At 45.0% G+C, this 24,968-nt stretch carries 25 protein-coding genes and 1 tRNA gene; 9 read left to right on the top strand and 17 right to left on the bottom strand.

Annotated elements, in window-relative coordinates; genetic code table 11:
* Nucleotides 1-126: 126 nt before the first annotated feature.
* From ftsA to BLQ60_RS11775, 6 genes are all read right to left on the bottom strand, one after another.
* Nucleotides 127-1,386, bottom strand: a complete 1,260-nt coding sequence (gene ftsA / locus BLQ60_RS11800) for a cell division protein FtsA (RefSeq protein WP_092620745.1) — start codon at nt 1,384-1,386, stop codon at nt 127-129.
* Between the two features lie 64 nt (nt 1,387-1,450).
* Complete coding sequence (locus tag BLQ60_RS11795) at nt 1,451-2,317, bottom strand: cell division protein FtsQ/DivIB (RefSeq protein WP_092620743.1); 867 nt, start codon at nt 2,315-2,317, stop codon at nt 1,451-1,453.
* Between the two features lie 12 nt (nt 2,318-2,329).
* Nucleotides 2,330-3,241, bottom strand: a complete 912-nt coding sequence (locus BLQ60_RS11790; RefSeq protein WP_092620888.1) for a D-alanine--D-alanine ligase — start codon at nt 3,239-3,241, stop codon at nt 2,330-2,332.
* Nucleotides 3,242-3,348: 107 nt separating this feature from the next.
* Nucleotides 3,349-4,803, bottom strand: coding sequence for a UDP-N-acetylmuramate--L-alanine ligase (gene murC, locus BLQ60_RS11785; RefSeq protein ID WP_092620741.1), 1,455 nt, complete (start codon nt 4,801-4,803; stop codon nt 3,349-3,351).
* A 37-nt stretch (nt 4,804-4,840) separates the two neighbouring features.
* Nucleotides 4,841-5,920 (bottom strand): undecaprenyldiphospho-muramoylpentapeptide beta-N-acetylglucosaminyltransferase, encoded by a 1,080-nt coding sequence (gene murG, locus BLQ60_RS11780; protein ID WP_378235188.1) that lies wholly within the window; start codon nt 5,918-5,920, stop codon nt 4,841-4,843.
* 221 nt (nt 5,921-6,141) lie between these two features.
* Nucleotides 6,142-7,440, bottom strand: a complete 1,299-nt coding sequence (locus BLQ60_RS11775; RefSeq protein ID WP_092620885.1) for a lytic murein transglycosylase — start codon at nt 7,438-7,440, stop codon at nt 6,142-6,144.
* A 191-nt stretch (nt 7,441-7,631) separates the two neighbouring features.
* Between BLQ60_RS11775 and BLQ60_RS11770 the strand changes: the two genes are divergently transcribed.
* The 6 genes from BLQ60_RS11770 (at nt 7,632) to BLQ60_RS11745 (ending at nt 14,068) form a co-directional block, all read left to right on the top strand.
* Nucleotides 7,632-8,117, top strand: coding sequence for a hypothetical protein (locus BLQ60_RS11770; protein WP_092620737.1), 486 nt, complete (start codon nt 7,632-7,634; stop codon nt 8,115-8,117).
* Nucleotides 8,118-8,215: 98 nt separating this feature from the next.
* Complete coding sequence (gene guaB / locus BLQ60_RS11765) at nt 8,216-9,682, top strand: IMP dehydrogenase (RefSeq protein WP_092620735.1); 1,467 nt, start codon at nt 8,216-8,218, stop codon at nt 9,680-9,682.
* A 151-nt stretch (nt 9,683-9,833) separates the two neighbouring features.
* Nucleotides 9,834-11,180: a phosphoglucosamine mutase gene (glmM, locus tag BLQ60_RS11760; RefSeq protein WP_092620733.1), complete on the top strand. Its 1,347-nt coding sequence runs from the start codon at nt 9,834-9,836 to the stop codon at nt 11,178-11,180.
* Between the two features lie 63 nt (nt 11,181-11,243).
* A complete protein-coding gene (gene pdxH / locus BLQ60_RS11755; protein WP_092620731.1) occupies nt 11,244-11,918 on the top strand; it encodes a pyridoxamine 5'-phosphate oxidase in 675 nt (224 codons plus the stop codon).
* Nucleotides 11,919-11,965: 47 nt separating this feature from the next.
* A complete protein-coding gene (gene recJ, locus BLQ60_RS11750; protein ID WP_092620729.1) occupies nt 11,966-13,672 on the top strand; it encodes a single-stranded-DNA-specific exonuclease RecJ in 1,707 nt (568 codons plus the stop codon).
* Nucleotides 13,673-13,723: 51 nt separating this feature from the next.
* On the top strand, nt 13,724-14,068 hold the full coding sequence (locus BLQ60_RS11745; protein WP_092620726.1) for an arsenate reductase: 345 nt from the start codon (nt 13,724-13,726) through the stop codon (nt 14,066-14,068).
* Nucleotides 14,069-14,150: 82 nt separating this feature from the next.
* Here the strand turns inward: BLQ60_RS11745 and BLQ60_RS11740 are convergent, their stop codons facing one another.
* From BLQ60_RS11740 to BLQ60_RS11730, 3 genes are all read right to left on the bottom strand, one after another.
* A complete protein-coding gene (locus BLQ60_RS11740) occupies nt 14,151-15,797 on the bottom strand; it encodes an AMP-binding protein (protein WP_092620883.1) in 1,647 nt (548 codons plus the stop codon).
* Between the two features lie 166 nt (nt 15,798-15,963).
* Nucleotides 15,964-17,100 carry an acyl-CoA dehydrogenase family protein gene (locus BLQ60_RS11735; RefSeq protein WP_092620724.1) on the bottom strand — a complete coding sequence of 379 codons (1,137 nt, stop codon included), beginning with the start codon at nt 17,098-17,100 and terminating at the stop codon, nt 15,964-15,966.
* Between the two features lie 36 nt (nt 17,101-17,136).
* Entirely contained in the window at nt 17,137-17,904 is a 768-nt protein-coding gene (locus BLQ60_RS11730) for a 3-hydroxyacyl-CoA dehydrogenase (RefSeq protein WP_092620722.1), read from the bottom strand.
* Between the two features lie 245 nt (nt 17,905-18,149).
* Between BLQ60_RS11730 and BLQ60_RS11725 the strand changes: the two genes are divergently transcribed.
* Nucleotides 18,150-19,175: an AraC family transcriptional regulator gene (locus tag BLQ60_RS11725; protein WP_092620720.1), complete on the top strand. Its 1,026-nt coding sequence runs from the start codon at nt 18,150-18,152 to the stop codon at nt 19,173-19,175.
* A 138-nt stretch (nt 19,176-19,313) separates the two neighbouring features.
* Here BLQ60_RS11725 and BLQ60_RS11720 read toward each other — a convergent pair whose 3' ends face one another.
* The 7 genes from BLQ60_RS11720 to BLQ60_RS11690 all read right to left on the bottom strand — a co-directional run bounded on the left by BLQ60_RS11720 (nt 19,314) and on the right by BLQ60_RS11690 (nt 23,786).
* Complete coding sequence (locus BLQ60_RS11720; protein WP_143005219.1) at nt 19,314-19,622, bottom strand: hypothetical protein; 309 nt, start codon at nt 19,620-19,622, stop codon at nt 19,314-19,316.
* A gap of 318 nt (nt 19,623-19,940) precedes the next feature.
* On the bottom strand, nt 19,941-20,534 hold the full coding sequence (locus BLQ60_RS11715; RefSeq protein ID WP_092620716.1) for a LysE family translocator: 594 nt from the start codon (nt 20,532-20,534) through the stop codon (nt 19,941-19,943).
* 149 nt (nt 20,535-20,683) lie between these two features.
* The gene (locus BLQ60_RS11710; RefSeq protein ID WP_092620714.1) at nt 20,684-21,073 is read right to left on the bottom strand and encodes a hypothetical protein; all 390 of its coding nucleotides are present in this window, start codon (nt 21,071-21,073) and stop codon (nt 20,684-20,686) included.
* A complete protein-coding gene (locus BLQ60_RS11705) occupies nt 21,073-21,918 on the bottom strand; it encodes a ParA family protein (RefSeq protein WP_092620712.1) in 846 nt (281 codons plus the stop codon). The genes BLQ60_RS11710 and BLQ60_RS11705 overlap by 1 nt, the downstream gene beginning before the upstream one ends.
* Nucleotides 21,919-22,047: 129 nt before the next feature.
* The gene (locus BLQ60_RS11700) at nt 22,048-22,440 is read right to left on the bottom strand and encodes a SirB2 family protein (RefSeq protein ID WP_092620710.1); all 393 of its coding nucleotides are present in this window, start codon (nt 22,438-22,440) and stop codon (nt 22,048-22,050) included.
* Between the two features lie 55 nt (nt 22,441-22,495).
* Nucleotides 22,496-22,813, bottom strand: coding sequence for a BolA family protein (locus BLQ60_RS11695; protein ID WP_092620880.1), 318 nt, complete (start codon nt 22,811-22,813; stop codon nt 22,496-22,498).
* Nucleotides 22,814-22,982: 169 nt separating this feature from the next.
* On the bottom strand, nt 22,983-23,786 hold the full coding sequence (locus tag BLQ60_RS11690) for a M48 family metallopeptidase (protein WP_092620708.1): 804 nt from the start codon (nt 23,784-23,786) through the stop codon (nt 22,983-22,985).
* 180 nt (nt 23,787-23,966) lie between these two features.
* Here BLQ60_RS11690 and BLQ60_RS11685 point away from each other — a divergent pair.
* Nucleotides 23,967-24,042: transfer RNA gene (locus BLQ60_RS11685), tRNA-Gly, on the top strand.
* Between the two features lie 189 nt (nt 24,043-24,231).
* On the opposite strand, the gene BLQ60_RS11680 is transcribed toward BLQ60_RS11685, so the two are convergent.
* Nucleotides 24,232-24,453: a helix-turn-helix domain-containing protein gene (locus tag BLQ60_RS11680; RefSeq protein WP_092620706.1), complete on the bottom strand. Its 222-nt coding sequence runs from the start codon at nt 24,451-24,453 to the stop codon at nt 24,232-24,234.
* A gap of 113 nt (nt 24,454-24,566) precedes the next feature.
* Between BLQ60_RS11680 and BLQ60_RS11675 the strand changes: the two genes are divergently transcribed.
* On the top strand, nt 24,567-24,782 hold the full coding sequence (locus tag BLQ60_RS11675) for a hypothetical protein (RefSeq protein WP_092620704.1): 216 nt from the start codon (nt 24,567-24,569) through the stop codon (nt 24,780-24,782).
* Nucleotides 24,783-24,968: the final 186 nt, after the last annotated feature.

Here is a 24,968-nt window from a genome sequence, read left to right as displayed (position 1 = left end):
AGCAGTCACTTATGCCCGTATACTGCTCGAAATGTAAAAGTTAAATATTAGCATGCAGATTTCAGTTTGTAATATCACATACTCAATTTATTACAAACAAAAAACCTGAACTTACTAAACTCCGTATTAGAAAAAATTCTTTAGCCTTGAGAGCAAATCATTACTGCTGTTGACCATGCGATCCCAGACCGAACCACGATGCGCATCTTCTTCAACCACGCTTTGTTGTGCTTCACTTTGGCTAAACATCAATAAACCGCTGGCGGTGGTGTACAGAGAGCGTCGTAGCGCAGGTAGATTTTCATCTTTGCAATAAACCTGTAGCGGTGGATTACCAAGATGTGCAGATACACCGAGCTTACGGCGTGCGTGATTGACAGCACCTTCGATTTGGCTGGCATCACCAGTCAGTACCACGCCGTGATATAGATTTGCAATGGCACCGCTTTGGCTCAGCTCTTGATAGATATGATCAAAGATTTCGTCATAGCGTGCTTTGATAATATCTGCCAGTTCAATACGGCTAATGGTTTGTGGGCCATCGATGCCTTGCACTTGGATCATATGATCGGGTTTGATCACACTGTGGTCAACACAGCCATGTAAATGTTTAATGCGCTCGGCTTCTTCGGTGGTGGTTTGCAGAACCGCTGCAATATCACGGGTGACGTGTTCGCCGCCAAGCGGTAACGTACTGGCAAATGCCAAGTGTCCGCCCAGATAGACCGCAAGATTGGTGGTGCCTGCGCCGATGTCGATCAAGCAGACGCCATATTCTTTTTCATCTTTAAGCAGGCTGGCTTCGGCAGTCGCTAAAGATGAAATGACCATTTTCTCCACCCCGATACCTGCATTTTTCAACGCTTTATCAAGGTTTTGCATGGTGCTGATCGGCAGCATCATCAGCTGATAATGTCCAGTTAAAGTTTGTCCAGACAAGCCGATCGGATTGTGTACCCATTCTTCATTGTCATCGACGGCAAAGCCCAGCGGCACAGCGCTAGCGAGATAATAATCTGGTAATAAATGACTGGTTTTTGCCAATTCCAGTGCCCGCACCACTTCATTGGTGCTGATGGTTTTATCAAAGCTAGAAATCGGTGTGCGACCTGAAGCATAAAAACTTTGTAAGCCTGTACTTGGAATCGAAATCCACGCACTATTGATGCGGCATTCTGCTTTGTCTTCGGCTTCTTGTACGGCATTTTTAATTGCAGAGACGACCTTATCAAGGCTGACGATTTTGCCTTTGCTCATGCCTCGATTGCGGGCATGTGCCATGCCGATGACTTCGATTTGATCTGGCGCATGGACACGACCAATTAACACCGATACTTTGTGTGTTCCAATGTCTATAGCCACGACTGATGGCACAGCTTCACTCATTGTTTATTACCGCTTTTTAAGTTGTTTTGCACGATATTCAGTGCGCTAATATATGTAAATTTCATTACGGGCTGACCTGATTCGGTTGTATCGTATTTGGCTGTGTCGCAGTGGGTTGTATTTGTGGAATGACAAATTGCCCATTTTCAATTTTTAAAGGCTGTGCATTTTTCCACTGTACGGCGAGACCATTACGATAACGTAAATCAATCCCTGCAATATTATTCCAGACCAAGCCGAGATCGGTTTTGGCAATCTCGCTCAAGCGCTGGAGTTTACCCATGGTTTGATCTTGGTCAACAATCAAACGTAATCCATTATCAAACTGCATAAACCACGTCATACGCTCCGTCAGATAGAGCTCTTTGAGGTGCATGTTTTGTGCTCTAAACATTTGATTGATGTCACGATATTTATTCATCATCATGCGTGATTGCGAACTTGGACCGTGCAACATCGGCAATTGCTTTTGTGTGTTCTTGTCGATTGGTTGAAATACCGTGCCATCATCACTTAAGTAACGCCCTGTACCCCAACGTGCCACCGCATGACGAGGCGTAACACGAACCACAATCGCATCAGGCCAAGCTCGAGAGACCACCACACTTTCCACCCATGAAAGTTGTAAAGCATGATCACGAATTTGTTCTAAATCTGTGGTGAAATAGCCATTTTCGGTGTCTTCTTTCAGGTAATTGACCAAAAAGCGTTGTTCGTTCGCAGACACACCAAGCACATCGATATGATCGATTTGTGCATGCATAAAGCGTTGATACAGCGCATAACCACCAAATAAAAACACCAAAATCGCAAAAATCAGCAACAGCCAACTTCCCCACGACAATACGGTATCGCTGATGGTCGGCGATTTGTCATGTATCGATGTCGTTGCAGCTTTTCGACGTTTGAGTGAAAGTGGAAGCTGAGCCATATCTTAAATGCTTTAGTCCAAAGTTTGTTCTAAAATTGTCAAACACAATTGATCGAAGTTTAAGCCAATCGCTTGTGCAGCTTTTGGCACCAACGAGTGATCGGTCATACCCGGCACAGTGTTGACTTCAAGTAGCCAAAAATTGCCTTGCGCATCACGCATGGCATCGATACGCCCCCAACCTGATGCACCCACCGCTTGGAAGGCACGAAGCGCTAACTCTTGCAAATGTTTTTCATCAGCATCGGACAAGCCAGATGGAATGCCATACTGGGTGTCATTGCGCTTATATTTGGCTTCATAATCATAAAATGCCACATCTTTTGGTGGTTCAAGGCGAATCACAGGCAGTGCCTCACCATTTAAGATCACTACGGTATATTCAGAGCCTGTGATCCATTGCTCTGCCATGACGATCGAATCGTGCGTGGTGGCTTTGGACAGTGCCGCTTGAAAATCTTCAGCTTTCTCGACTTTACTCATGCCGATGCTAGAACCTTCATGCACAGGTTTAATAATGAGTGGTAAACCGAGTTTGTCGATGACTTCATTAAAATTGGTGTCGGCAGTGATCAGACGATACGGTGCAGTCGGCAGTTCGCTACCTTGCCAAATTTGTTTGGTTTTGACTTTGTCCATGCCAATGGCTGAACCTTGCACTTGAGTGCCTGTATAGGGCACGTTGAGCCAGTCCAGCACCCCTTGGATTTGTCCATCTTCTCCGCCACGACCATGCAATACGATAAAGGCACGATCATACGCCGTCAGCTCAGTCACTGGGCGAGTCAGTGGATCAAAGGCTTCCGCATTGACGCCACTGCGCAATAGTGCATCTAACACCGATTGACCGCTATTTAATGAAACTTGACGCTCCGCAGATTTTCCACCGAGTAATACCGCAACTTTTCCAAACTTATCTTGCACCTGAGACACGGTGAATTCCTTATTTCTAACTGCTAAATGAAACACTAAACCACAAATTTTTGTCTAAAAAGCCAATCCTACAATTGAAAAACCGAGTAATTACAGGCTTAGCTATTGAGGTAAAGCGCATTTTGTGCCAATTCTACCGAAACTGTGCCGACATTGCCCGCACCTTGTGTTAATAATAGATCATTGGCTTGTAACAAATTCTTTAATACGCTTGGCAATTGACTCTCCACAGGATCAACCACAATCGGTTCGACCAGACCACGCAGGCGAATGGCTCGGGCAAGACTGCGACTATCCGCCCCAACAATCGGTTTTTCACCTGCCGCATAGACTTCCATCAGCACCAGCGCATCCACTTGCGACAACACCTCCACGAAATCATCAAAACAATCACGAGTACGGCTATAGCGATGTGGCTGAAACAGCATGACTAAGCGACGATCTGGGTGACTTTGACGCGCTGCTTTGATGGTGGCTTCGACTTCTTTGGGGTGATGCCCATAGTCGTCGACCAGTTTGATATTGCCATCATCTTTGGCGTATTCGCCTTGTACTTGGAAGCGACGTCCGACCCCGTTAAAGCTCTCTAAAGCACGTGCAATCGCCGCATCAGACACGCCTTCATCGGTAGCCACGCCAATTGCCGCCAAGGCATTGAGAATATTGTGTAGACCTGGTTGGTTAATCGTCAGGCGTAGTGGTTCACGGTCTTTACGCAACACCGTGAAATGCGACTGCATGCCATCTTGCTCGACATCAACGGCACGAATGTCATTGCCTTCTTCAAAGCCATAAGTCAGTACAGGACGCCCGATGCGAGGCATGATTTCACGGATGTTGGCATCATCGCCACAAACCACAGCCAAACCATAAAACGGCAATTTATGCAGGAATTGCACAAAGGTGTCTTTGAGCACATCGAAGCTACCGCCATAAGTATCCATGTGATCGGCATCAATATTGGTGACAATCGCAGCCATCGGTTCTAAATATAAGAATGACGCATCGGATTCATCTGCTTCTGCCACGATATACCGACTCGCACCGAGCGCAGCATTGACGCCAGTCCGATTCAATAAACCACCGATGACATAGGTCGGATCAAGATTTTCTTCAGCCAACATACAGGTCAGTAGACTAGTGGTGGTGGTTTTACCATGTGTGCCCGCAACAGCAATGCCATGACGATAGCGCATCAGCTCCCCGAGCATTTCGGCACGGCGTACCACGGGAATGCGTAGCTCATTAGCTGCTTGGATTTCTGGGTTTTCCAAATCAATTGCTGTTGAGACCACGATGACATTGGCACCATCGATATTACTGGCGTGATGCCCGATAAACACTTCAATGCCATTTTTCTCAAGCTGTGCCGTTGTTTTTGAGGCACGAATGTCGGAACCTGAGACTTTATAGCCTTGGTTTTTCAGCACTTCGGCAATGCCACACATGCCTGCGCCACCAATCCCGATGAAATGAATATGCTTGATACGGCGCATTTCAGGAATTTTAATCAGTTGTTTGGCGTGTTTCGCAGTCAGTGTGTTTTCAGTCATGATTCTTCTCAAAAATTCTCTTGGGGCAATGTGCGATTTATAACTGTTCAACCAGCTCGGCGACCTGCGCTGTAGCTTGGCTTTGTGCTTGTTGGCGTGCTTTGACAGCCATATCGCATAGTGTTGCTCGGTGCATCAGTGGTGCAAGGAGCTGTTGCAAACTGTCGGCTGTCAGCGTGGACTGTGGACAAATCTTGGCTGCGCCAACATCTGCCAAATAGTGTGCATTCGCCGTCTGATGATCATCGACCGCAGAAGGTAGCGGAATAAAAATCGCCGCCACGCCAGCGGTTGCCACTTCTGTCACTGTGAGCGCACCTGCACGACAAATGATTAAATCAGCTTGGCTGTAGGCTGCTGCCATGTCATCGATAAACGGCAAAACTTGGCTGTCAAAACCATCACACTTTGGCAAAGTGTCATAGCGTTGCTGTGTCGTTTCAAGCTGTTGCTGACCACATTGGTGGCGCACATGCATGGGCACATTTAATGCCGTAAGTGCGGCAGGAATATGTTCATTCAAGGCTTGCGCACCCAGCGAACCACCCACGATTAGAATATTTAAGGGCTGTTGCTCACTTTCACGCTGTTCATAGCGCCATTTTGGGGACAAAATCTCACTGATTTCCTGACGTACAGGATTGCCCGTGGTCACCAATTTCGGCGACTCATTCAGCCCAGCAAAGGCTTTGGGGAAGGCTTGACATACTGTTTTGGCAATACGTGACAGCTGGGTATTGGTGAATCCTGCTACGGCATTTTGTTCATGAATTAATACAGGAATACCTAACGCACGAGCTGCCAAACCACCAGGCCCAGAGACATAACCACCAAAACCCGCCACCGCATCAATCTTGAGTGATTTCATGATGCGCATCGCTGCCAAGGTGGCGGCTAAGATTTTAAAAGGCGCTTTGAGCTTACGGACAATGCCATTGCCACGCACGCCTTGGATGTCGATTTGATGAATAGGAATATCGTGTTGTTGTAATAATCGATTTTCCATGCCGTGCGGTGTCGCCAGCCAAAACACCTGATGTCCACGCTGTTGCAATGCTTTGGCAACTGCAAGTGCAGGAAAGACATGACCGCCTGTGCCCGCCGCCATCATTAGAATACGGCGTGGAGAAGCAGATGGTGTAGAGGTCGTCGCAGGGCTTGAGGCTTGTTCAGTCACGTGAAAAATACTTGTTCTATACAGAATTTGGATGAAAGGAATTATTGTAATCTCAATGCGGTTGAACGCAAGAGAAATATTACACTGCTACACACTGTAACAGTGTAATTGAGATGATTGAATGGCTAAGTTGCCACGCATTCAGTTCGCAAAGTTCAGTACTATTGTCCCATCACGCTTTCGGCACGAAGCGCAGTCAAAATACGCTGACCTGCACGTCCTGTGGTTGGTAACCCTAGACGCTGTTGTTCGATACGAATCGCCTGACGACTTTTATCACCGATCAAACCATCGACATCGCCAATCGCATGCCCACGTTGTAGCAACAAGGTTTGGATTTCACGGCGCTGTGCACGAGATGTGCCTGGATCATCGGTTGGCCAAGCGGCTTGGATGCCTGATTTGCCTTGTAAGCGATCTGATAGCATGGCGATGGCAAGCGCATAGCTTTCCGCGGCGTTGTAGCTATACAGTGCATCGAAGTTCTTAAAGACTAAAAATTTTGGTCCATTTTCACCCGCTGGCGCAAGTAGTCCAGCTTGACTTGAGCTGCTCAGATTACCTTGAATCACAGGTGAGCCATCGATGCGGGTCACGCCTTTGCCAGACCAGTAGCTGAGTGACTTTTTGTTGCGACGCCCTTCACCGCCAACATAATAGCCATCGGGTACGCTGACTTCAAAGCCCCATGGCATGCCCGATTGCCAGCCTGCTTTGTCGAGGAAATTCGCTGTAGACGCCAGTGCGTCAGGCACGCTAGAGACCAAATCACGACGACCATCGCCATCAAAGTCCACCGCTAAGCGATCATAGGTCGATGGCATAAACTGGGTATGTCCAAATGCACCCGCCCAAGAGCCTTTGAGTTGATCTTCAGTCAAGTCACCACGTTGCAAAATTTTCAAGGTCGTGAAAAATTCACCACGAAAATAAGACTGACGGCGCCCTTCACAGCTGAGCGTACCGAGTGCTTGGATCAGTGGATATTTTCCTGAAATATTGCCGTAGTTACTTTCTACACCCCAGACTGCGGCGATGGTTTCGGCGGGTACGCCATATTGTGTCGACGCACGATTCAGCGCACTGCGATATTGCGCCATATTTTTTTGTCCATCATCGACACGTTCTTGATCGACCAAACCTGATAAGTAGTCCCAAATATCGGTGCTGAATTCGGGTTGATAGTTGAGTTTTTCAATCACTGAATAGTCTGGTGTCAACGACTGCGTGTAGCGATCATAAGTTGAGCCCGACACGCCTTTGGCGATGGCGCTTGAGCGCAAGTTGGCAAGACAACTTTGAAAGTTATTTCGGGGTTGATAGTCACTATTGCTGATGCTATTCGAGCTGTAGGTATTGGATGCGCCTGTGACAGGAATGGATTGTCCATTAATGGTGAGCTGTGCATGCGTTAAACTTGCTGCCATCAGCCCACTGCTCATAATCATCGCTGTTGCCATGTTGTTGAATTTCAAAAATGCCAAACGCATAACGTCCTCAAATTTATTGTTACTTGTGATGACCTTAACATTTTTTTTAAGCGTTTTCAGGTTGGATTCGGTAAATGTATTTTGCAATCTCTGCATCTTTGATACACGAGCATGATAAATTTAATTGATCGGCAAAATTAAGATATTTAAAAGGTTATCGAATGTCCATTACCATACTCATTAGTTTACTTTCAATTATTTTGTCACTCTGCTCTTTATCCTTTGCTCTCTATGCTTTGAGGCATGTAAATCGACCCATAGTTATAGTTCGGGTTACAACACATTCGGCGGGTAGCTGCGGTACAAGTTTGGATTTAATTGTTGAAAATACTGGCAATAGACCTGCAATAGATATTGTTTTTAATGTTAATGAAAGTGATGTGCGAAAGGTATCCGTAGATTCAAGTATTCCTAAGGATGCAATTAGATGTTTTTACAGTAATGTTTGTATCCCAGTATTGGGTAATGGAAAGTCAGTAAAAAACGCATTTTGGCATCTTGGAAAAGCTGATTCATGGAAAGCATGTGAAATACTTCCGATTGAAGTGGTTTACCGTGATTTAGACAATCGGAAATATAAATCAAATCTTAAATTATATTTGGCTGATGACGGTGGGTTTGCACAAACTATGTGGGAAAAAGCATAAATTATTTATTTGAAAACTATCTAAAGTTGGTAATCAGCAGTGCAATTCAGATCGAAATTTGGTTATAATAGCGCACGGAAATTACCAGTGAGATTATTATGCTGACCATCGTTCAAGAAGCGTTAACCTTCGATGATGTCTTGTTACTCCCTGCTTACTCTACAGTCCTCCCAAAAGATGTCTCCCTAAAGACACGCCTGACTCGTGATATTCAACTCAATATTCCGCTTGTTTCTGCGGCAATGGATACGGTGACAGAATCCCGTATGGCGATTGCAATGGCGCAGCATGGCGGTATTGGTATTTTGCATAAAAATATGGATATTGCAGCACAAGCGGCTGAAGTACGTCGTGTGAAAAAATTTGAAGCGGGTATGGTGAAAAATCCAATTACCGTGACCCCTGAGACCACCGTGCGTGAGTTGATGGAAATCACCCAAGCCAACAACATCAGCGGTGTGCCCGTGGTTGAAGGCGAAAAAGTGGTGGGTATCGTGACAGGGCGTGATACGCGTTTTGAAACCAATCTTGAACAGCCTGTACGCAATATCATGACACCACAAGATCGTTTGGTGACTGTGCGTGAAGGTGAGTCAAAAGAAAATATTCAGGCTTTATTGCAAAAGCATCGCATTGAAAAAGTGCTGGTGGTGGATGATCAACAAAACCTCAAAGGCTTGATCACCGTGACTGACTTCCGCAAAGCTGAACTGTATCCGAATAGCTGTAAAGATGACCTTGGTCGCTTACGTGTTGGTGCAGCGGTTGGCACGGGTGCAGAAACACCAAGCCGTGTGGAATCTCTGGTCGATGCGGGTGTCGATGTGATCGTTGTCGATACTGCGCACGGACATTCTGCGGGGGTGATCGAGCGTGTACGTTGGGTCAAACAAAACTTCCCACAAGTGCAAGTGATCGGTGGCAACATTGCTACAGGTGATGCTGCATTGGCATTGATGGACGCTGGTGCGGATGCGGTCAAAGTCGGTATCGGACCGGGTTCGATCTGTACTACACGTATCGTTGCAGGTATTGGTGTGCCACAGATTTCTGCGATTGATAATGTGGCGAATGCCTTAAAAGAACAAATTCCATTGATCGCTGATGGCGGGATTCGTTTCTCAGGTGATATGTCGAAAGCGATCGCTGCGGGCGCAAGCACCATCATGGTTGGTTCACTCATGGCAGGTACTGAAGAAGCACCGGGTGAAGTGGAATTCTTCCAAGGGCGTTATTACAAAGCCTATCGTGGTATGGGTTCATTGGGTGCGATGGCGGGTGCAAGTGGCTCGGCAGATCGTTACTTCCAAGATGCCAAAGCAGGTGCGGAAAAACTTGTTCCAGAAGGTATCGAAGGACGTGTACCGTACAAAGGACCAATGGGCAATATCGTGCATCAAATGATGGGTGGTTTGCGTTCATCGATGGGTTATACAGGCTCTGCAACCGTAGAAGACTTACGCCAAAATGCCAAATTTGTGAAAATCACATCTGCAGGTATGAAAGAATCGCACGTGCATGATGTGACCATTACCAAAGAAGCACCAAACTATCGTTTAGGCTAATTCTGAGATGAATTTGCGAAGCTGATCGGGCTGATGATGTCATCTCCCAATGCTTTACGATAAAACAAAACAGCTGTCCTATGGGCGGCTGTTTTTTTATTGTAAAATGAGGAAAATTCGACATAAACCATCAAGATATAAGAGACGTTCAATGAGTTATTTTGGCACCGATGGGATTCGTGGGCAGTTTGGTCAAACCCCAATTACGCCTGAGTTTGCATTAAAGTTAGGTTTTGCAGCAGGAACGGTGTTAAAACGTGCCTTTCCCAAGAAAAAGCCCATCGTGGTGTTGGGGAAAGATACACGCTTATCAGGCTATATCTTGGAGTCTGCGCTACAAGCGGGCTTGAACGCCGCTGGGGTATATGTGCATTTGCTCGGACCACTGCCGACACCAGCGATTGCGCATCTGACTCGTGCCTTACATGCCAATGCAGGCATTGTGATTTCGGCATCGCATAATCCATATTTTGATAATGGTATTAAGTTTTTTTCGAGTGAAGGCAAAAAACTCGCTGATGATTTGCAAGATCAAATTAATCAAGCGCTTGAAAAAGACATCGTGATCGATAAGCCGAATCAACTCGGTAAAAGTTTTCGTGTGGATGATGCGCAAGGACGTTATATCGAATTTTGTAAATCAACCTTTCCTTACCATTTGAATCTACAAGATTTTACCATCGTCATTGATTCTGCCAATGGTGCGGCGTATAGCGTCGGTCCTGCGGTATTTCGTGAGCTCGGCGCCAAAGTCATTAGTATTTATGACAAGCCTAATGGTACCAATATTAATGAGCAATGTGGCTCGACCCATCCTGAAAATCTACAGCAGGCTGTGGTCAAACACGGCGCAGATTTGGGCATCGCTTTTGATGGTGACGCCGATCGAGTGATGTTGGTGGATCGTCATGGCAAACTGATTGATGGCGATCATATTTTGTATATTCTCGCCACCAAAGCCAAGAAAGCACCACGAGGTATCGTCGGTACGGTGATGAGTAATATGGCGCTCGAGCTGGCATTGGCAAAGGCAGAGATTCCATTTATCCGTGCCAAAGTCGGCGATCGCTATGTGTTACAGGCTCTAGAAGAACAAGAATGGTTTATCGGCGGTGAACCGTCTGGACATATTTTGACTCTAGATCGCAGTAGTACGGGCGATGCGATTATTGCGGCATTGCAAGTAATGCGCGTCTTGGTTGAGCAAAATACTAGCTTGGATGAGTTGGTCAAAGGTTTTCAGTTATTTCCTCAAGTGTTAGAAAATGTCCGTTTGGCGCAAATGATTGATCCTTTTGCCGATCCTGTGTTGGTCGATGCCTTCGCCAAAGCTGAGCAACAACTCAAAGGGCGAGGGCGTCTGCTGATCCGTAAATCAGGTACAGAGCCTGTGATTCGGGTGATGGTGGAAGGCGATGATCTGGATGAAGTCAGTCAATTGGCAAAACACTTGGCAGATCAAATTCGTAAACAAGCCAACATTCATGACGAGTCATGAGGATAGCTGATTATTTTGTCGCATCATCTGTAATTTCAGCGTTTTAAAATAAGGTCAAACATAATGTCAACAGCGTCAGAGCCGAGCAATCAGATCAAAGATTTGAGTGAATTACGGTTGAGTTATCAACGTGGCGAACTTCATGAAGATCACGTAGCACAGACACCGCATGAACAATTTTTACTGTGGTTTAATACGGCGCTGACAGGCAATTTGCATGAGCCCTATGCCATGTACTTAGCCACTGCCAATGCACAGGCTGTACCGCACGTGCGAACGGTTTTACTGCGTGGTGCAACACAGCAAGGTTATGATTTTTATAGTAATTATGACAGTAAAAAAGGACTCGACTTGGCGGAAAATCCACAAGCGCAGATTCTGTTTTATTGGGCAGAGTATGAGCAGCAAGTGCGCATCTCTGGGCGAGTTGAGAAAATTTCAGAAATTGAATCAACGGCTTACTACCATAAACGCCCACGGGACAGCCAAGTCGCAGCACATGTCAGCACCCCGCAAAGTGGTGTGATTGAGAGCCGTGAAGCATTGCAACAACGCTTTGATGCGGCGGTACAGCAGTTTGAACATGTACCGCAACTGGATAAACCCAATTTTTGGGGTGGCTATCGTCTGGTGCCAGATTATTATGAATTTTGGCAAGGTCGACCGAATCGCCTGCATGATCGAATTTGCTATCAAAAGCAGGATGATGTTTGGCAAATTCAACGCTTGATGCCTTAGGGTTGAGCGAATTGGAAGAAAATTATAAACACGTTCATTGACTAATTATGCATCAGATTCAACTCGAACAACGTCCTTTACACCAGCCTTTAACGCAATACCAACATCTTGCCTCTGAGACGTTGGCGAGGATTTTGTCTGCACGAAATATGGCGGTTGAACAGCTCGATTTACACTTAAAAAATCTGTTGCAACCTGATTTATTGGGTATAGATCAAGCAGTTGATCTGCTTGATCAAGCAATTGATAAAAAAACAAAAATTTTAATTGTTGGTGATTATGATGTTGATGGGGCGACCAGTACTGCACTCTGCATTTTAGCTTTGCAGGCGATGGGTGCAGATGTGAATTATATCGTGCCTGATCGCTTTAAATATGGCTATGGGTTGACGCCTGCGATTGCAGAACTTGCCTATGAACGCTTCCAACCTGAGTTGTTAATGACGGTGGATAACGGCATTTCCAGTCATGCAGGGGTGACACGTTGCCATGAACTCGGGATGCAAGTCATCATTACCGACCATCACCTGACCACCAAGCCGACACCAAATGCCGAAGCCGTAGTCAATCCGAATCAGCTTGGTTGCACCTTTGCCAGTAAATCGTTGGCAGGCGTGGGGGTGGCATTTTATCTGCTGGCTCGGCTGGCAACGCATCGACAAAAAAATGGTAAATCCAGCGTGCGCATGACCCAATTCCTTGATTTAGTGGCGCTGGGCACGGTTGCTGATGTGGCAAAGCTGGATGTGAATAACCGTATTCTGGTACAGGCAGGACTAGAGCGCATTCGACAAGGGCAGTGCCGTGCGGGTATTTTAGCTTTGGTCGAGATTGCAGGAAAAAATGCAGCGCAACTGCAAGCCAGCGATTTTGGTTTTGTGCTGGGTCCTCGCATCAATGCGGCAGGGCGCATGGACAATATGCAGATCGGAATCGAGTGCTTGTTAGCGCCTGATCTGAATCGTGCGTATCCCTATGCCTATCAGTTGGATCGGCTCAATATCGAACGTCGCCAAGTCGAGCAGGGCATGCGTGAGCAGGCTTTTGACACACTGCAAAACATCCAAATCGCACAAGATCAGATTCCTGAAGCGATTGTACTATTTGAACCTGAATGGCATCAAGGTGTGATTGGCATCGTCGCAGGACGTTTAAAAGAGCATTTTCATCGCCCAAGTATCGTCTTTGCGCTAGATGAAGATGGCACGCATCTTAAGGGGTCGGCACGTTCGATCACAGGGATTCATATTCGAGATGCCATCGAAGCGGTGGCAGAGCAACAACCGCACTTGGTCAAATTCTTTGGTGGACATGCTGCCGCAGCGGGATTAACCATAGAGAAACAGCATTTTGAGGCGTTTCGAGAAGCATTCAGGCAAGTGGTCGCACAAGCTCATCCTGATGTATTTCAAGCGAAAATTTTTACCGATGGCAGTTTGAAGCCTGAGGAACTCAGTTTACAATTCTTAGCCAAATTAGACGGCTTAGCACCGTGGGGACAGGGTTTTGAAGCGCCGATATTTGAAGGGATTTTTCAGGTTGCAGATTTTCAATGGCTTAAAGAAAAGCATTTAAAATTAAAACTTTTGGTTGATCACAATCACAGCATTGACGCCATCGGGTTTAACTTTAGTGAACAACTTGAAGGTGAAGATATTGCCAAAACGGTGAGAATTGCCTACAGCCTAGAAAAAAATGAATTTCGTGGGCAAATGAGTTTGCAATTGCGCTTAGTGTATTTGCAAAATCTGTAATTCGCCACAACACCGCTTTATATTTTTAAAACCCATCGTTGGAGAAAGCAAATGATCACGATTTATGGCATAAAAAACTGTAATACCATGAAAAAAGCATTTCAGGCTTTAGATGAACGTGGGGTGAATTATCAGTTTCACGATTATAAGAAACAAGGCATAGACGAAGACACCTTGAAAAAATGGCTGGCACAAGCTGGACAAGCGCTGATCTTAAATAAAAAAGGCACCACATGGAAAAAGCTCAGTAGTGAGCAACAAGAGGCTGCTTTGGCAGATGAGCAACAATTGATTGCGACCTTGATGGCACAGCCAAGTATGATTAAGCGCCCTGTATTGGATACGGGGACAGAATTGCTGGTTGGCTTTGATGAAGCCGAGTATGCAAAACTTTGAGAATGCTGATCGGTTCAAGCATTCTCAAATGAAGGATTTAGAGTTGAAGCGGGTTGAAGAGTGCGCTCATGGTGACGAGCGCTTAAATCTTGCTTTGTGAACGTGCGACTTTTTCCACTTCTTGTTGCTTTAAAAGATTGCGCTGGATTTTCCCACTGGATGTTTTCGGTAAACTTTCAACGAATTCGATCTCTTTCGGATAGGCGTGTTTCGATAAGCGTGAGCGAACATAGGCTTGTAATTTTTCATCCAAGGCTTTGCTGGCCTGATATTGTGGCTTGAGTACAACAAAGGCTTTCACCACCTCCGTGCGCTCCAAATCTGGCTTACCAACGACTGCGGATTCTAAAACCTCTTCACACTCCAGCAAGGTGCTCTCCACGTCGAAAGGACCCACACGATAGCCTGAGGTGGTAATCACATCATCAGCTCTGCCTACAAAATCGACTCCGCCAATTTCATTGAGTTTTACCGTATCTCCAGTTAAGTAATATTGCCCAACAAATGATTTTCGGTTACCGCCACCGTAGCCTTTAAACCACGTCAACGGGGACTGACTAAAGTCAATTGCCAGCGTCCCGATCTCGCCACGCTCGACCTCTTGATGCTGTTCATTTAACACTGCAAAACGGTGTCCAGGGTTGGCAAATCCTGCCGAGCCGACCTTTTTCTCGTGGGCTAAGGCGTGATGGTTGGCAATCACCATCCCCAGCTCAGTTTGTCCATATTGATCAAAAATATTGACATCTAATGCATTTTTAAACCAATGAATCACTTCAGGGGTGAGCGGCTCACCCGCACTACTGACGACGCGCAGGTGGGATTTGATCGATGTATCAAAGCGCTCTTTAAACCCATAAAACATCCGAAATGCCGTCGGCGAACCCGTTAAATTACTCACTCGAAATTTTTTGATCACGTCGATGGCATGATCGACATTAAAACCACGCTCATCCATGATAATGCTGTGTCCTAGGCTGAGCGGGCCTGTGATGCCATAGTACAACCCATAAGCCCAGCCTGGATCTGCTAGATTCCAAAAGGCATCGTCCTCTCTGAGATCGACCGCATGCAGCATATAACCTTTAAATGCCAGCACCGCTTTGAGTGGGACTGGGACGGACTTGGCTAAGCCAGTTGTTCCCGAGGTGAACATCATCAGAAAATCATCATCAAAAGTACGCAAAACCGCATCACATTGATCGGATTGACCTTGAACTTCCTGCCAAAAGTCAGCTTCATTGTCGGTTGGGTTTGCCCCTGCATTGACCGTGAGAATGTGTTCCGCTTTAACGTGGTTTAGCTTTGGGCGTTGTTCGGCATTGGTAACGATCAGTTTGGTTTTCGCTGTCTGCACTCGATGTTCAATGGCTTTAGATTCAAATGCAGTAAATAGCGGCTGATAGACGGCACCAATTCGCCATGTTGCGAAGATGGTAATTAATAACTCAGGTGTCCGTGGCAATAAGCCTGCAATGCAGTCACCGACCTGAATACCGATGGATTTAAAATAATTTGCCAATTGGGCTGATGCTGTGTCGAGCTGTTCAAAGGACCACTGTTGCGACTCGCCATTTTTGCCTTCCCAAAACAGGGCGATTTTTTGTTGTCCAACATAACGTTGACAGCATTCAACATAGGCATTGATGGCATTGGGTTGACCAACCAATTGATCCTGAATCAGTTGCTCATAATTAAATTCTTGTTGGGCTTGCTCTAGGGTTTTCATCATGACAACCTCATATCATCCATTTCTAGTCGGTCAAATCCACTTTGACGGTATATCTTTTCAAATCAGTTCTTAGCTAACCATGCTTTAAATGTCCTTGCAATTTCCAAAACCCGCAAACATTTTGCAAGATTTGAGCATCTACCAAGGTCGAAAACACATCGGTTTAGCGCTGGGTTACTTCACGTGCAATCACCAAACGTTGAATGTCAGATGCACCTTCATAAATCTGGCTTACCCGAACATCTCGATAAATTCGCTCAACAGGAAAGTCAGAAACATAACCATAGCCACCATGAATCTGAATGGCATCAGAGCACACTTGCTCAGCCATCGTTGACGCAAAAAGTTTGGCCATAGAGGCTTCTTTTAAACAGGGTAATCCTGCATCTTTGAGGCTTGCCGCATGGAAAACGAGTTGTCGTGCAGCTTCAATTTGGGTCGCCATATCTGCTAAACGAAAAGCCACTGCTTGATGCTGTACAATTTCAACACCAAACGCTGTGCGTTGATTGGCGTACTCCACCGCAGCATCTAAAGCAGCACGAGCCATACCAACGGACTGCGCTGCAATACCAATACGTCCTGACGCCAAGTTTGATAGGGCAATTTTGTAGCCCTCACCTTCAGCACCAAGTAAGTGATCCGCAGGAATCCGACAGTTTTCGAAGACGATCGTTGCCGTATCTGAGCAATGTTGCCCCATTTTATCCTCTAGGCGAGACACGATATATCCTTGAGTATCGGTCGGCACGAGGAAACACGAGATGCCCTTTTTGCCTGCGGTTTTGTCCGTGACCGCAAAAACCAAAGCAAGTTGCGCATGCCTCCCTGTGGTAATGAATTGCTTGGTACCGTTGATTATCCACTCATCACCATCTCGCACAGCACTACACGTTAAAGCTGCTGCATCGGAGCCAGCTTGTGGTTCGGTTAAACAAAAACAACCTAACCACTCGCCAGTTGCCAGTTTGGTCAGATAGTTTTGCTTTTGTGCATCACTGCCATAGCGCTCGGTAATGCCACATGGCAGGGCATTTTGTACACTGACAATGGTTGAAATCGCCCCATCACCAGCGGCGATTTCCTCAAGTGCAACAACCAGTGAAATATAATCTAAACCAGCACCACCCCACTCAGTTGAAACCGTCATGCCGAGCGCACCAAGTTTGCCAAGCGCTTGCAGCTCTTCGGTTGGGAATTGAGCGGTTTTATCACGTGCCGCTGCGGTGGGTTTGAGCTTTTCTTGCGAATAACTACGCAGTGTGTCTTGAACCATTTGTTGTTCGTCATTGAGTAACATTGGACTGTCCTATCCTATTTATTATTGTTTACCAGCCTATTTCGGCTGCATGCGAATCGCACCATCTAAGCGAATCACTTCGCCATTGAGATAGCTATTTTCAAAAATATGTCCAACCAGTTTGGCAAACTCCTCGGCTTGTGCCAGACGCTTTGGAAATGGCACCATTTCTGCCAAAGCATCTTGAACATGTTGAGGCATTGCTTTGAGCATTGGTGTTTCAACGATGCCAGGCGCAATACTCATGACACGGATTTTTTCACGGGCGAGTTCGCGAGCGAGTGGCAAAGTCATCGAGACAATGGCACCTTTTGATGCCGCATAAGCGGTCTGCCCAATTTGACCTTCATAGGCTGCCACAGAGGCAGTATTGATGATGACGCCACACTCTTCGTCCGCTTGTGGTGGGTATTTCGCCATCAATTGCACAGCAAAACGCAACATATTAAAAGTGCCTGTAACATTGATATTTAATACATTTTGAAACAACGCCAGCGCATGGATGCCGTCACGACTGAGCACTTTGGCTGAAGGTGCCACACCTGCGCAGTTGACTAAACCATTTAACTGCTGGTAGTCAGAGGCGACCTCATCAAAGAAGTGTTGTACCGCATTTTCATCGCTCACATCCAATGGTTTAAATTGGGCATTTTCCCCCAGTGCACGCTGGAGCTGTTCACCAAGCGCTTGGTTCATATCGACCAAGATGACTTTTGCACCTTGCGCAATCAAATACTGCGCAGTTGCTGCACCCAAGCCAGAGGCAGCACCTGTGACGATCACGACTTTCCCTTGTATCTTCATTTATTTTCCCTTTATGATGTGAAAGATAGCGATATAGCCAGAGAACTTAAATCCTGCTACAGCGTTAACCTTGCTCGTAGTACGACTTGTACACCTTCGCTCTGCTGCCTTGTATCAGAAATTAATTTCTTCGCCCATAGGAGAAACTTAAACATAGAAGCTGTTGAGTGCAATTTCCAAATATGGCATTCGTGATGACTGTTTTGGGCAATGCTGGATAGAGAATAAGAAATATGGACGTCAAAATGACTGCAATGGAACACGCAAGCGCTGATAAAGACTCGATTTCCATTGCATTAGTGCATGAAGCCATATGGGAAGCACAGCAGCAGGGCTATGCTGTGCGAGAAATATTAGAAAAAGCAGGCATTAACCACACACTATTACAAGCAAATAAAGCGCGAGTATCGGTCAATCAATATGCACAGCTTTGGACTGAGTTGGCAAATGCGCTCGATGATGAGTTTTTTGGCATGGATCGGCATGCCATGCGCCGAGGAAGTTTTCAGTTTTTATCCAAATCCCTGCTATACACTACCCAGCTCGAGCAGGCAATTCATCATATCCTACAGTTTATGAATCTGATACTGGATGATTTTACCGCACAACTGATGGTGCAGGAGAATTACGCCTATATTATGATCTATGATCGCCAGCAGCCGAAGCGGATGTTCAGCTATGCCACATACATCATGTTGATCCATGCGTTGATGTGCTGGTTGGTTGGACAGCGAGTTAGTCTCAATCAAATACAGCTAAAGTGTGAAGCGCCTGTCGATGATGACGATTACAAGGTGCGGTTTTGCGAAAATATTCATTATCAAATGCCCGAAAACTATATTCAGTTTGATGCAAATTACTTGAAATTACCAATTAAACAAGATCGTCAATCGTGGTATCAGTTTATTCAACAAACCCCACATATCCTACTGATTCGTTATAAAAATCCGCATTCAACCAGTGCCCAAATTCGACGTTATTTAATGCAAGAACCGCCAGCACAATGGCTTGAACTGTCAGAAATTGCACCTCATTTCAATATGTCAGAGGCGACCATTCAACGGCGTTTAAAAAGTGAAGGCTGTAGCTATCAGCAACTTAAAAATGAGATACGTCGAGATTTGGCAATTACAATGCTCGAAAATAGCCAATTGTCTTTGCAAGATATTAGTCAGGCGTTAAATTTTCATGAAGTAAGTGCATTTCACCGTGCGTTTAAAAAATGGACAGGCGTGAGTCCAGGAGCATATCGGTTACAGCAAAATCATTAACATTATCCATCATCATGTCGCACTGTGCATACAATTTTAGCGCGATTGCAATAGAAAAAAGCTGTCCGTAGACAGCTTTTTGAGGAAGATGGTACATTTATTTTGAACCTACTACGATGTTGTAGGTTCTAACAAAAATCAGCTACCGAATAGATTTTGAAACAGATTGCTGATTTGTTTATTGCGTGAAACTACACTCAATTTTAGGTTATTCAAGCGTGCAAGTGCTTGGCTTTCTTCAGTCGACGGTTGCGATGCCTTAGCCAGTTTGGCACTTTCGATGAGTTTGTCTAGCGCCGTCAATTGGTTGGTATTTTTTGCCGTGGCGGTACTTTTCTTTGCATCTGCTACCGTTTTAATCAGCGATACGTCTTGCTTTTGCACTTGTGGTTGCTTTGGCGCTTCGAGTTGTGCTGAGTGTGAATATGACGCGAAACCAGCAGTCATGCTTAACACTAGCATTACCGATTTAAATTGCATCATGAACTCCCCCGATGATGTGATTGTTGCATTTGAATGTGCGGTGCAATCACGGTTGTTAAAAATTCTCATTAATAACTAAAATACTATGCTTACTGACGGATTTCAAACCTTATTTACTATTTTTGTTAAGCGTGTCACAAATAATGTTGATTTATTTCACTATTTTTTTAAAGTTTTTTGTAACTATAGGGTAGAAAGTGACAATTTTTGTAAGTGGTGTCGTTGTGCTGTGAAGTTGTGGCGAATTTTAGTGTGCTCGTTCAGATGCGCATCTAAAAAGGCTTAATTAAAGAAGCGGAAAATGATCGGTAGCATGCAAACCAAGAGCAGTAGTGCAGAGCTGCGGTAGAGTTGTTCTTGATTGATGCCTTTGAATTTGCCCGTGAGCAAACGGCTACCATAAAACATCCAGAACAATGCCGAAGGGATCAGCACCGCACTAAATAACAGCATGCTGATGGCATAGTTTTCAAGATTGTTCCATGTGGAGTTGGGAAATACGCCGACGGAGAAAAGCGCTGCTTTGGGGTTTTTAAAGGTAGAGTAAAACAGTTGCATGGCTTTGATATTTTTGAAGCGTTGGCTGTGGGCGTGCAGATGCTTCATTTTCCACAGTCGAAATGCCAGCCAAAACACATAGAGCGCACTGGCGATATGCAAAATATCGATAAATAAAGGCCAAATATCATGGGTAAATGCCACGATCAGCCACCATAATGCCATGGCATAGATATAGCCAATCAACTCCGCAGGAATCAAGCGTAGTGACTTTTGCATACCGATGTGCTGTGCCGAACTCGCCAAAAGTGCATTGGTCGGGCCAGGAATAATCATCACAGCAAACAGGGCAATAATAACGAAGCTATATTCGAGCATAGATTCCGATCTTGGTGAACAGGGGGCTAAGTTACCCCAATTATGATGCAAATCCCAAGCCATGCCTGCTGAAAATTGCATCAAAGTATGAGTATGTAACTCGGATAAGTTTTAAATAATATTAAATTACAATAGGTTATATTTATTTGCTAGTTGCTCTGGCGTAGGTTTTGAATCGGACAATTCTTAAATTGTGCAGCCTGTGCAATCGCATCTTGTTGTCCATAGAGTTTGGCGACTTCCGTGCGTTTGCTGTTGCTGGACTGCCCCATACTCACCGAGATATTCGGGCGGATGCCCCAGCCACCACCCCAACCACCGACACCGAGTCCGACCCCAACGCCCATCCCGGTACGCTTTTCAGGTTCAACACCGTCACTGACATATTTGCCAATGCGTGCGTATTCGGTGTGCAACTGTGCGCAGTTCCACGATTGATATTGTGTTGGTGAAACATAGGCAGGTTTGACTGGACCTGTAGCACAAGCACCGAGGAATAGGCTAGTAGCCAATGCGGTTGATAGAGTTAATTTATTCATTATTCACGCTCAATCTCGTCAAATAGTTGGCGGTAGGTCTGTGTCAGCTTGTGATCCGCAGCCAAGTGAATCAACGGTAGATTCTTCAAGTGTGATTCTTTCATCATCACAGACGGCGGGAGCATGGTGTCAAATACAGGCAGTTGATCCTGACGTAGCTGTGCTACGATCTCTCTTGGTAGCTTGGCTTGCGCTTGGAACTGATTGACAATCACACCTTCCACAGCCAAGTCATCATTATGATCTTGACGAGTTTCGACGACATTTTCAAGTAGAGTTAATAGTGCACGGTGTGAGAAGACGTCACAGTCAAATGGAATCAAGACACGATTTGACGCAATCAACGCAGACAAGGTAAAGAAGTTAAATGCTGGCGGCGTGTCGATATAGACACGATCGTATTGTGATGCGATTTTTTGTAGTGCATCACGCAGTTTGTAAATTTTATGTTTCGATTCAAGCGCATGTTCAAGTGAACCAAGCTCAGCACTGGATGGAATCACATGCAGATTTGGAAATGGACTCTGATGAATCACAGCATCTAAGCCTTTGACTTTATTATTTAAGATCGAACCGATTGCCGAACCGAGAATGCCTTTGCTTTGAGGCTGTGCCACCACTTCTTCAAAGAAATGATACATATTCGGGCTAAATGTCGGCAATTCTGCACTCGAGTGGGTGCTGTCATGCGCACTACCAAGAATGTACTGGCTGGAGTTCGATTGCGGATCAAGGTCGATGACTAGGGTACGATAGCCCTGTGCGGCACTGATTGCCGCTAAGTTGACGGTAATGCTTGATTTACCTACACCACCTTTTTGGTTAAATACAACGCGAGTTAGCATGTTGTTCTCCATTCCTTCTTTTGGTTGTATCGAACCAATTCAAAAAACAAGTCAATAAAATCAGTCAAAAAAATATGTTCGTAATGACATCTCTAAAAACAATCTATTCAAAATTTAGCCAAGCTGTATTTAGCCAAGCTCAGGTTTGATCCCGATCAATGCAAATAGCGCAATAAATGCCACAATCGCAATCACTAAGCCTGCTTGACGTTGCACCAATAAGCGCTCTGACTTGCGACTAAATGCTTTGAATGATGCAGATAAAATCACCAAAAATAAAATCACTTTGGCATAAAACCACATTTCAACCTGAAATTGATTGTCCCAAAGCAGCCACAGTCCTGACAGAATCAACACACTATAGCTCAAATGTTGTAGACCGACGATGATCTTGTTGGACACGGTGCGTTCAACCGTCCACTTTTTTAAGATCAAAACAGGAAAAGCACGCACAATCAATAAAATAAACACCAAACTGGCGATCGACATGTGCATGATTTTGATGATGAGATGCTGATCCATATTGGCGCTCTGATGAAAAATTTGGATTTGAATTCGACTGGAAATCTAAATAAATTTAATTGCTTGTGTGCTTTGGTGCGTGCGCACAATCTGGACTGTCAGGGCGTTCGCCTGTCCATTCATCCTGCGTATAGGCATGGATCGCCAACGCATGGATTTTCGATGGTGCAAGTAAATCACCAACTAAGCCATAGACTTTTTGATGACGTTGTACCAACCGTAAGCCTTGAAACGCATCGCTGACAATGGTGATTTTAAAATGACTTTCTTTGCCAGGGAAGTAGCCACCATGACCAGAGGATTCATTTAAAATTTCCAAATGGCTTGGAGAAAGCTGTTGCACTAATGCTTCAAGTTGAGTTTGCAGTTGCATGAGGCGACCTTCAATATTGATGTAATGCGAAAACTGTGCAATGAGTGACGATAAATATAGCATATTTCAATCAAAGCGATCTTTTCTTCAAGTTCCCGAATTTATTGCCATAAAAAAATACCGCATCATGAACGATGCGGTATTTTCTGTTTCACTTAAAAGTTTACGCTTAACGTTTGGCTTGTTGATACAGTGGCATCACTTTTGGCATCAAGGCTTGTAGGTTTTGAATACGATTTGCTGGGTTCGGGTGGGTACTCAAGAATTGCGGAGAGCTACCACTGCTTGCTGCAATCATCTTTTTCCATAGGCTAATCGAGGCATTCGGGTTGTAGCCTGCACGTGCCATCAGCTCTGTACCAAGCACATCCGCTTCAGACTCTTGCGTGCGGTTGTTTGGCAAGCTGATACCGATCTGACCGACCATCTGTGCAAGTTGTGCTTGACCCTCAGATAGACCAGTCGCTGCCGCTAAAATGCTTAAACCTGCTTGTTGTGCATATTGGCGAGAGACATTCTCACGACCATGTTCACGCAGTGCATGCGCCATTTCGTGCCCCATGATCGCAGCGATTTCGTCATCAGTGAGTTTGAGGCGATCGATAATACCTGTGTAGAACATGATTTTGCCGCCTGGCGCACAGAACGCATTCAGCTCATCACTTTTAATTAAGTTCACTTCCCATTTCCAAGATGCGGCTTCTGGGCGAAGCACTTTTGCTTGAGGAATCAAACGGTTGGCAATACGTTGTAAGCGTGCTTTTTGCGCACTATTGGTATTCAGCACCCCTTTTGATTGGGCTTGTGATTTCAATTGGTTATAGCTCTGTGCAGATAGAGCGTTCACTTCGCTGTCAGAGACTAAAAGTAATTGCTTACGGTCTACACCCGTGGTGCTGGTAGATGTTGTGCTGGTACATCCTGTAATCGCCAAAGCGCTTGCCAAAACAGAGGCAGTCAAAACCTTTTTCATCAAAACTCCGAAATTTTTACTTTTATGGATACAGTGTATAACGATGATATTCTCAATTAAGTATAAAATTTGATAACAAAGCATGGCAGTTTTGATAACAGACGAATAAATGTGCATTTAAATCGATTCTTCTGGAAAATTGCTTGACCAAAATCGCCAATGCGCTATGATGTGCCGCATGCGGGAATAGCTCAGTTGGTAGAGCACAACCTTGCCAAGGTTGGGGTCGCGAGTTCGAGTCTCGTTTCCCGCTCCAAATTCTAAAAGCCTCAATCAAAAGATTGGGGCTTTTTTTATGCCTGCTTTCAATCACTTAGAAAGGCTGATTGTTCGGGGTTTCTCAATTTTAAGTTTTACCAAAAGTCAAGCCCTGTATCCTGACTTCGAAAAAAGTGGCTAAAAGTGACCAAAAATTGACTGAAAGTGTCCACGTCTTTTTTAGCAACTATTCTGCAGATGAATGTGCATCATTTGTATGTACCAAAATATCTCCGACCTCGACTTCTAATAAGTCGCAAATTTTATCGAGTGTCTCAAAATCAATCCGCGTTGATTGACCATTATAGAGTTTATGCAGTGTGGTTTTACTCATTCCCGTAGCTCGAACTAAATCAGAAACTTTCATTCTTCGCTCAGCCAACAGAACAGGTAAATTACAAGTAATCACAAAATTACCTCCTTTGTGGTAAAAATAACTTGCTTTGAGATAAAATTGTGTTAATATCATTTTAAGGTTAATTTTTACCTTAATTGTGATAAATTTTATAAGGAAGCAATATCATGAGTCTAACATATCTGACAACCAAAGAGCTATCAGGGCGAATCCATTACAACGAACGAACTATTCGTAATCAGTTGAAGGATTCGGTTTTGATCGAGGGTGTTCACTATATTCGTCCTTTTGGTGGACGTAAAATTTTATACATTTGGGAGCGTATCGAGGAGGACATGACCAAACCATTATTGGCAAATCTTAGCAGTTTATGTTTGCAATAGGAGAGAAATCACATGGGTAGCATAACAAGTCGATATGGGCATCTTTACGTGGATTTTCGATATTTAAATAAACGATGCCGAGAAGTCACGTTGAATAGCCACCGATTTTGTAGACACCTTTTAGTTAGATAAAATGGCTAATTAACGAGGTGCTTATGAGCAGTAAACGATATACTCCAGAATTTA

Source organism: Acinetobacter marinus (genome assembly GCF_900096915.1).
Taxonomy (GTDB): Bacteria; Pseudomonadota; Gammaproteobacteria; order Pseudomonadales; family Moraxellaceae; genus Acinetobacter; species Acinetobacter marinus.
The sequence above is the reverse complement of the archived record's forward strand: the minus strand, read 5'-3'. Positions and strand labels throughout refer to the sequence as shown.

Coding starts and splice junctions, on each gene's coding strand:
- BLQ60_RS11730 (WP_092620722.1), bottom strand. CDS start 17,904: ATGAAGATACAAGGGAAAGTCGTGATCGTCACAGGTGCTGCCTCTGGC.
- BLQ60_RS11725 (WP_092620720.1), top strand. CDS start 18,150: ATGACTGCAATGGAACACGCAAGCGCTGATAAAGACTCGATTTCCATT.
- ftsA (WP_092620745.1), bottom strand. CDS start 1,386: ATGAGTGAAGCTGTGCCATCAGTCGTGGCTATAGACATTGGAACACAC.
- recJ (WP_092620729.1), top strand. CDS start 11,966: ATGCATCAGATTCAACTCGAACAACGTCCTTTACACCAGCCTTTAACG.
- murC (WP_092620741.1), bottom strand. CDS start 4,803: ATGACTGAAAACACACTGACTGCGAAACACGCCAAACAACTGATTAAA.
- BLQ60_RS11705 (WP_092620712.1), bottom strand. CDS start 21,918: ATGCTAACTCGCGTTGTATTTAACCAAAAAGGTGGTGTAGGTAAATCA.
- BLQ60_RS11740 (WP_092620883.1), bottom strand. CDS start 15,797: ATGAAAACCCTAGAGCAAGCCCAACAAGAATTTAATTATGAGCAACTG.
- BLQ60_RS11675 (WP_092620704.1), top strand. CDS start 24,567: ATGAGTCTAACATATCTGACAACCAAAGAGCTATCAGGGCGAATCCAT.
- BLQ60_RS11775 (WP_092620885.1), bottom strand. CDS start 7,440: ATGGCAACAGCGATGATTATGAGCAGTGGGCTGATGGCAGCAAGTTTA.
- BLQ60_RS11690 (WP_092620708.1), bottom strand. CDS start 23,786: ATGAAAAAGGTTTTGACTGCCTCTGTTTTGGCAAGCGCTTTGGCGATT.
- pdxH (WP_092620731.1), top strand. CDS start 11,244: ATGTCAACAGCGTCAGAGCCGAGCAATCAGATCAAAGATTTGAGTGAA.
- BLQ60_RS11735 (WP_092620724.1), bottom strand. CDS start 17,100: ATGTTACTCAATGACGAACAACAAATGGTTCAAGACACACTGCGTAGT.
- BLQ60_RS11745 (WP_092620726.1), top strand. CDS start 13,724: ATGATCACGATTTATGGCATAAAAAACTGTAATACCATGAAAAAAGCA.
- BLQ60_RS11770 (WP_092620737.1), top strand. CDS start 7,632: ATGTCCATTACCATACTCATTAGTTTACTTTCAATTATTTTGTCACTC.
- BLQ60_RS11795 (WP_092620743.1), bottom strand. CDS start 2,317: ATGGCTCAGCTTCCACTTTCACTCAAACGTCGAAAAGCTGCAACGACA.
- glmM (WP_092620733.1), top strand. CDS start 9,834: ATGAGTTATTTTGGCACCGATGGGATTCGTGGGCAGTTTGGTCAAACC.
- guaB (WP_092620735.1), top strand. CDS start 8,216: ATGCTGACCATCGTTCAAGAAGCGTTAACCTTCGATGATGTCTTGTTA.
- BLQ60_RS11720 (WP_143005219.1), bottom strand. CDS start 19,622: ATGACTGCTGGTTTCGCGTCATATTCACACTCAGCACAACTCGAAGCG.
- BLQ60_RS11700 (WP_092620710.1), bottom strand. CDS start 22,440: ATGGATCAGCATCTCATCATCAAAATCATGCACATGTCGATCGCCAGT.
- BLQ60_RS11695 (WP_092620880.1), bottom strand. CDS start 22,813: ATGCAACTGCAAACTCAACTTGAAGCATTAGTGCAACAGCTTTCTCCA.
- BLQ60_RS11715 (WP_092620716.1), bottom strand. CDS start 20,534: ATGCTCGAATATAGCTTCGTTATTATTGCCCTGTTTGCTGTGATGATT.
- BLQ60_RS11710 (WP_092620714.1), bottom strand. CDS start 21,073: ATGAATAAATTAACTCTATCAACCGCATTGGCTACTAGCCTATTCCTC.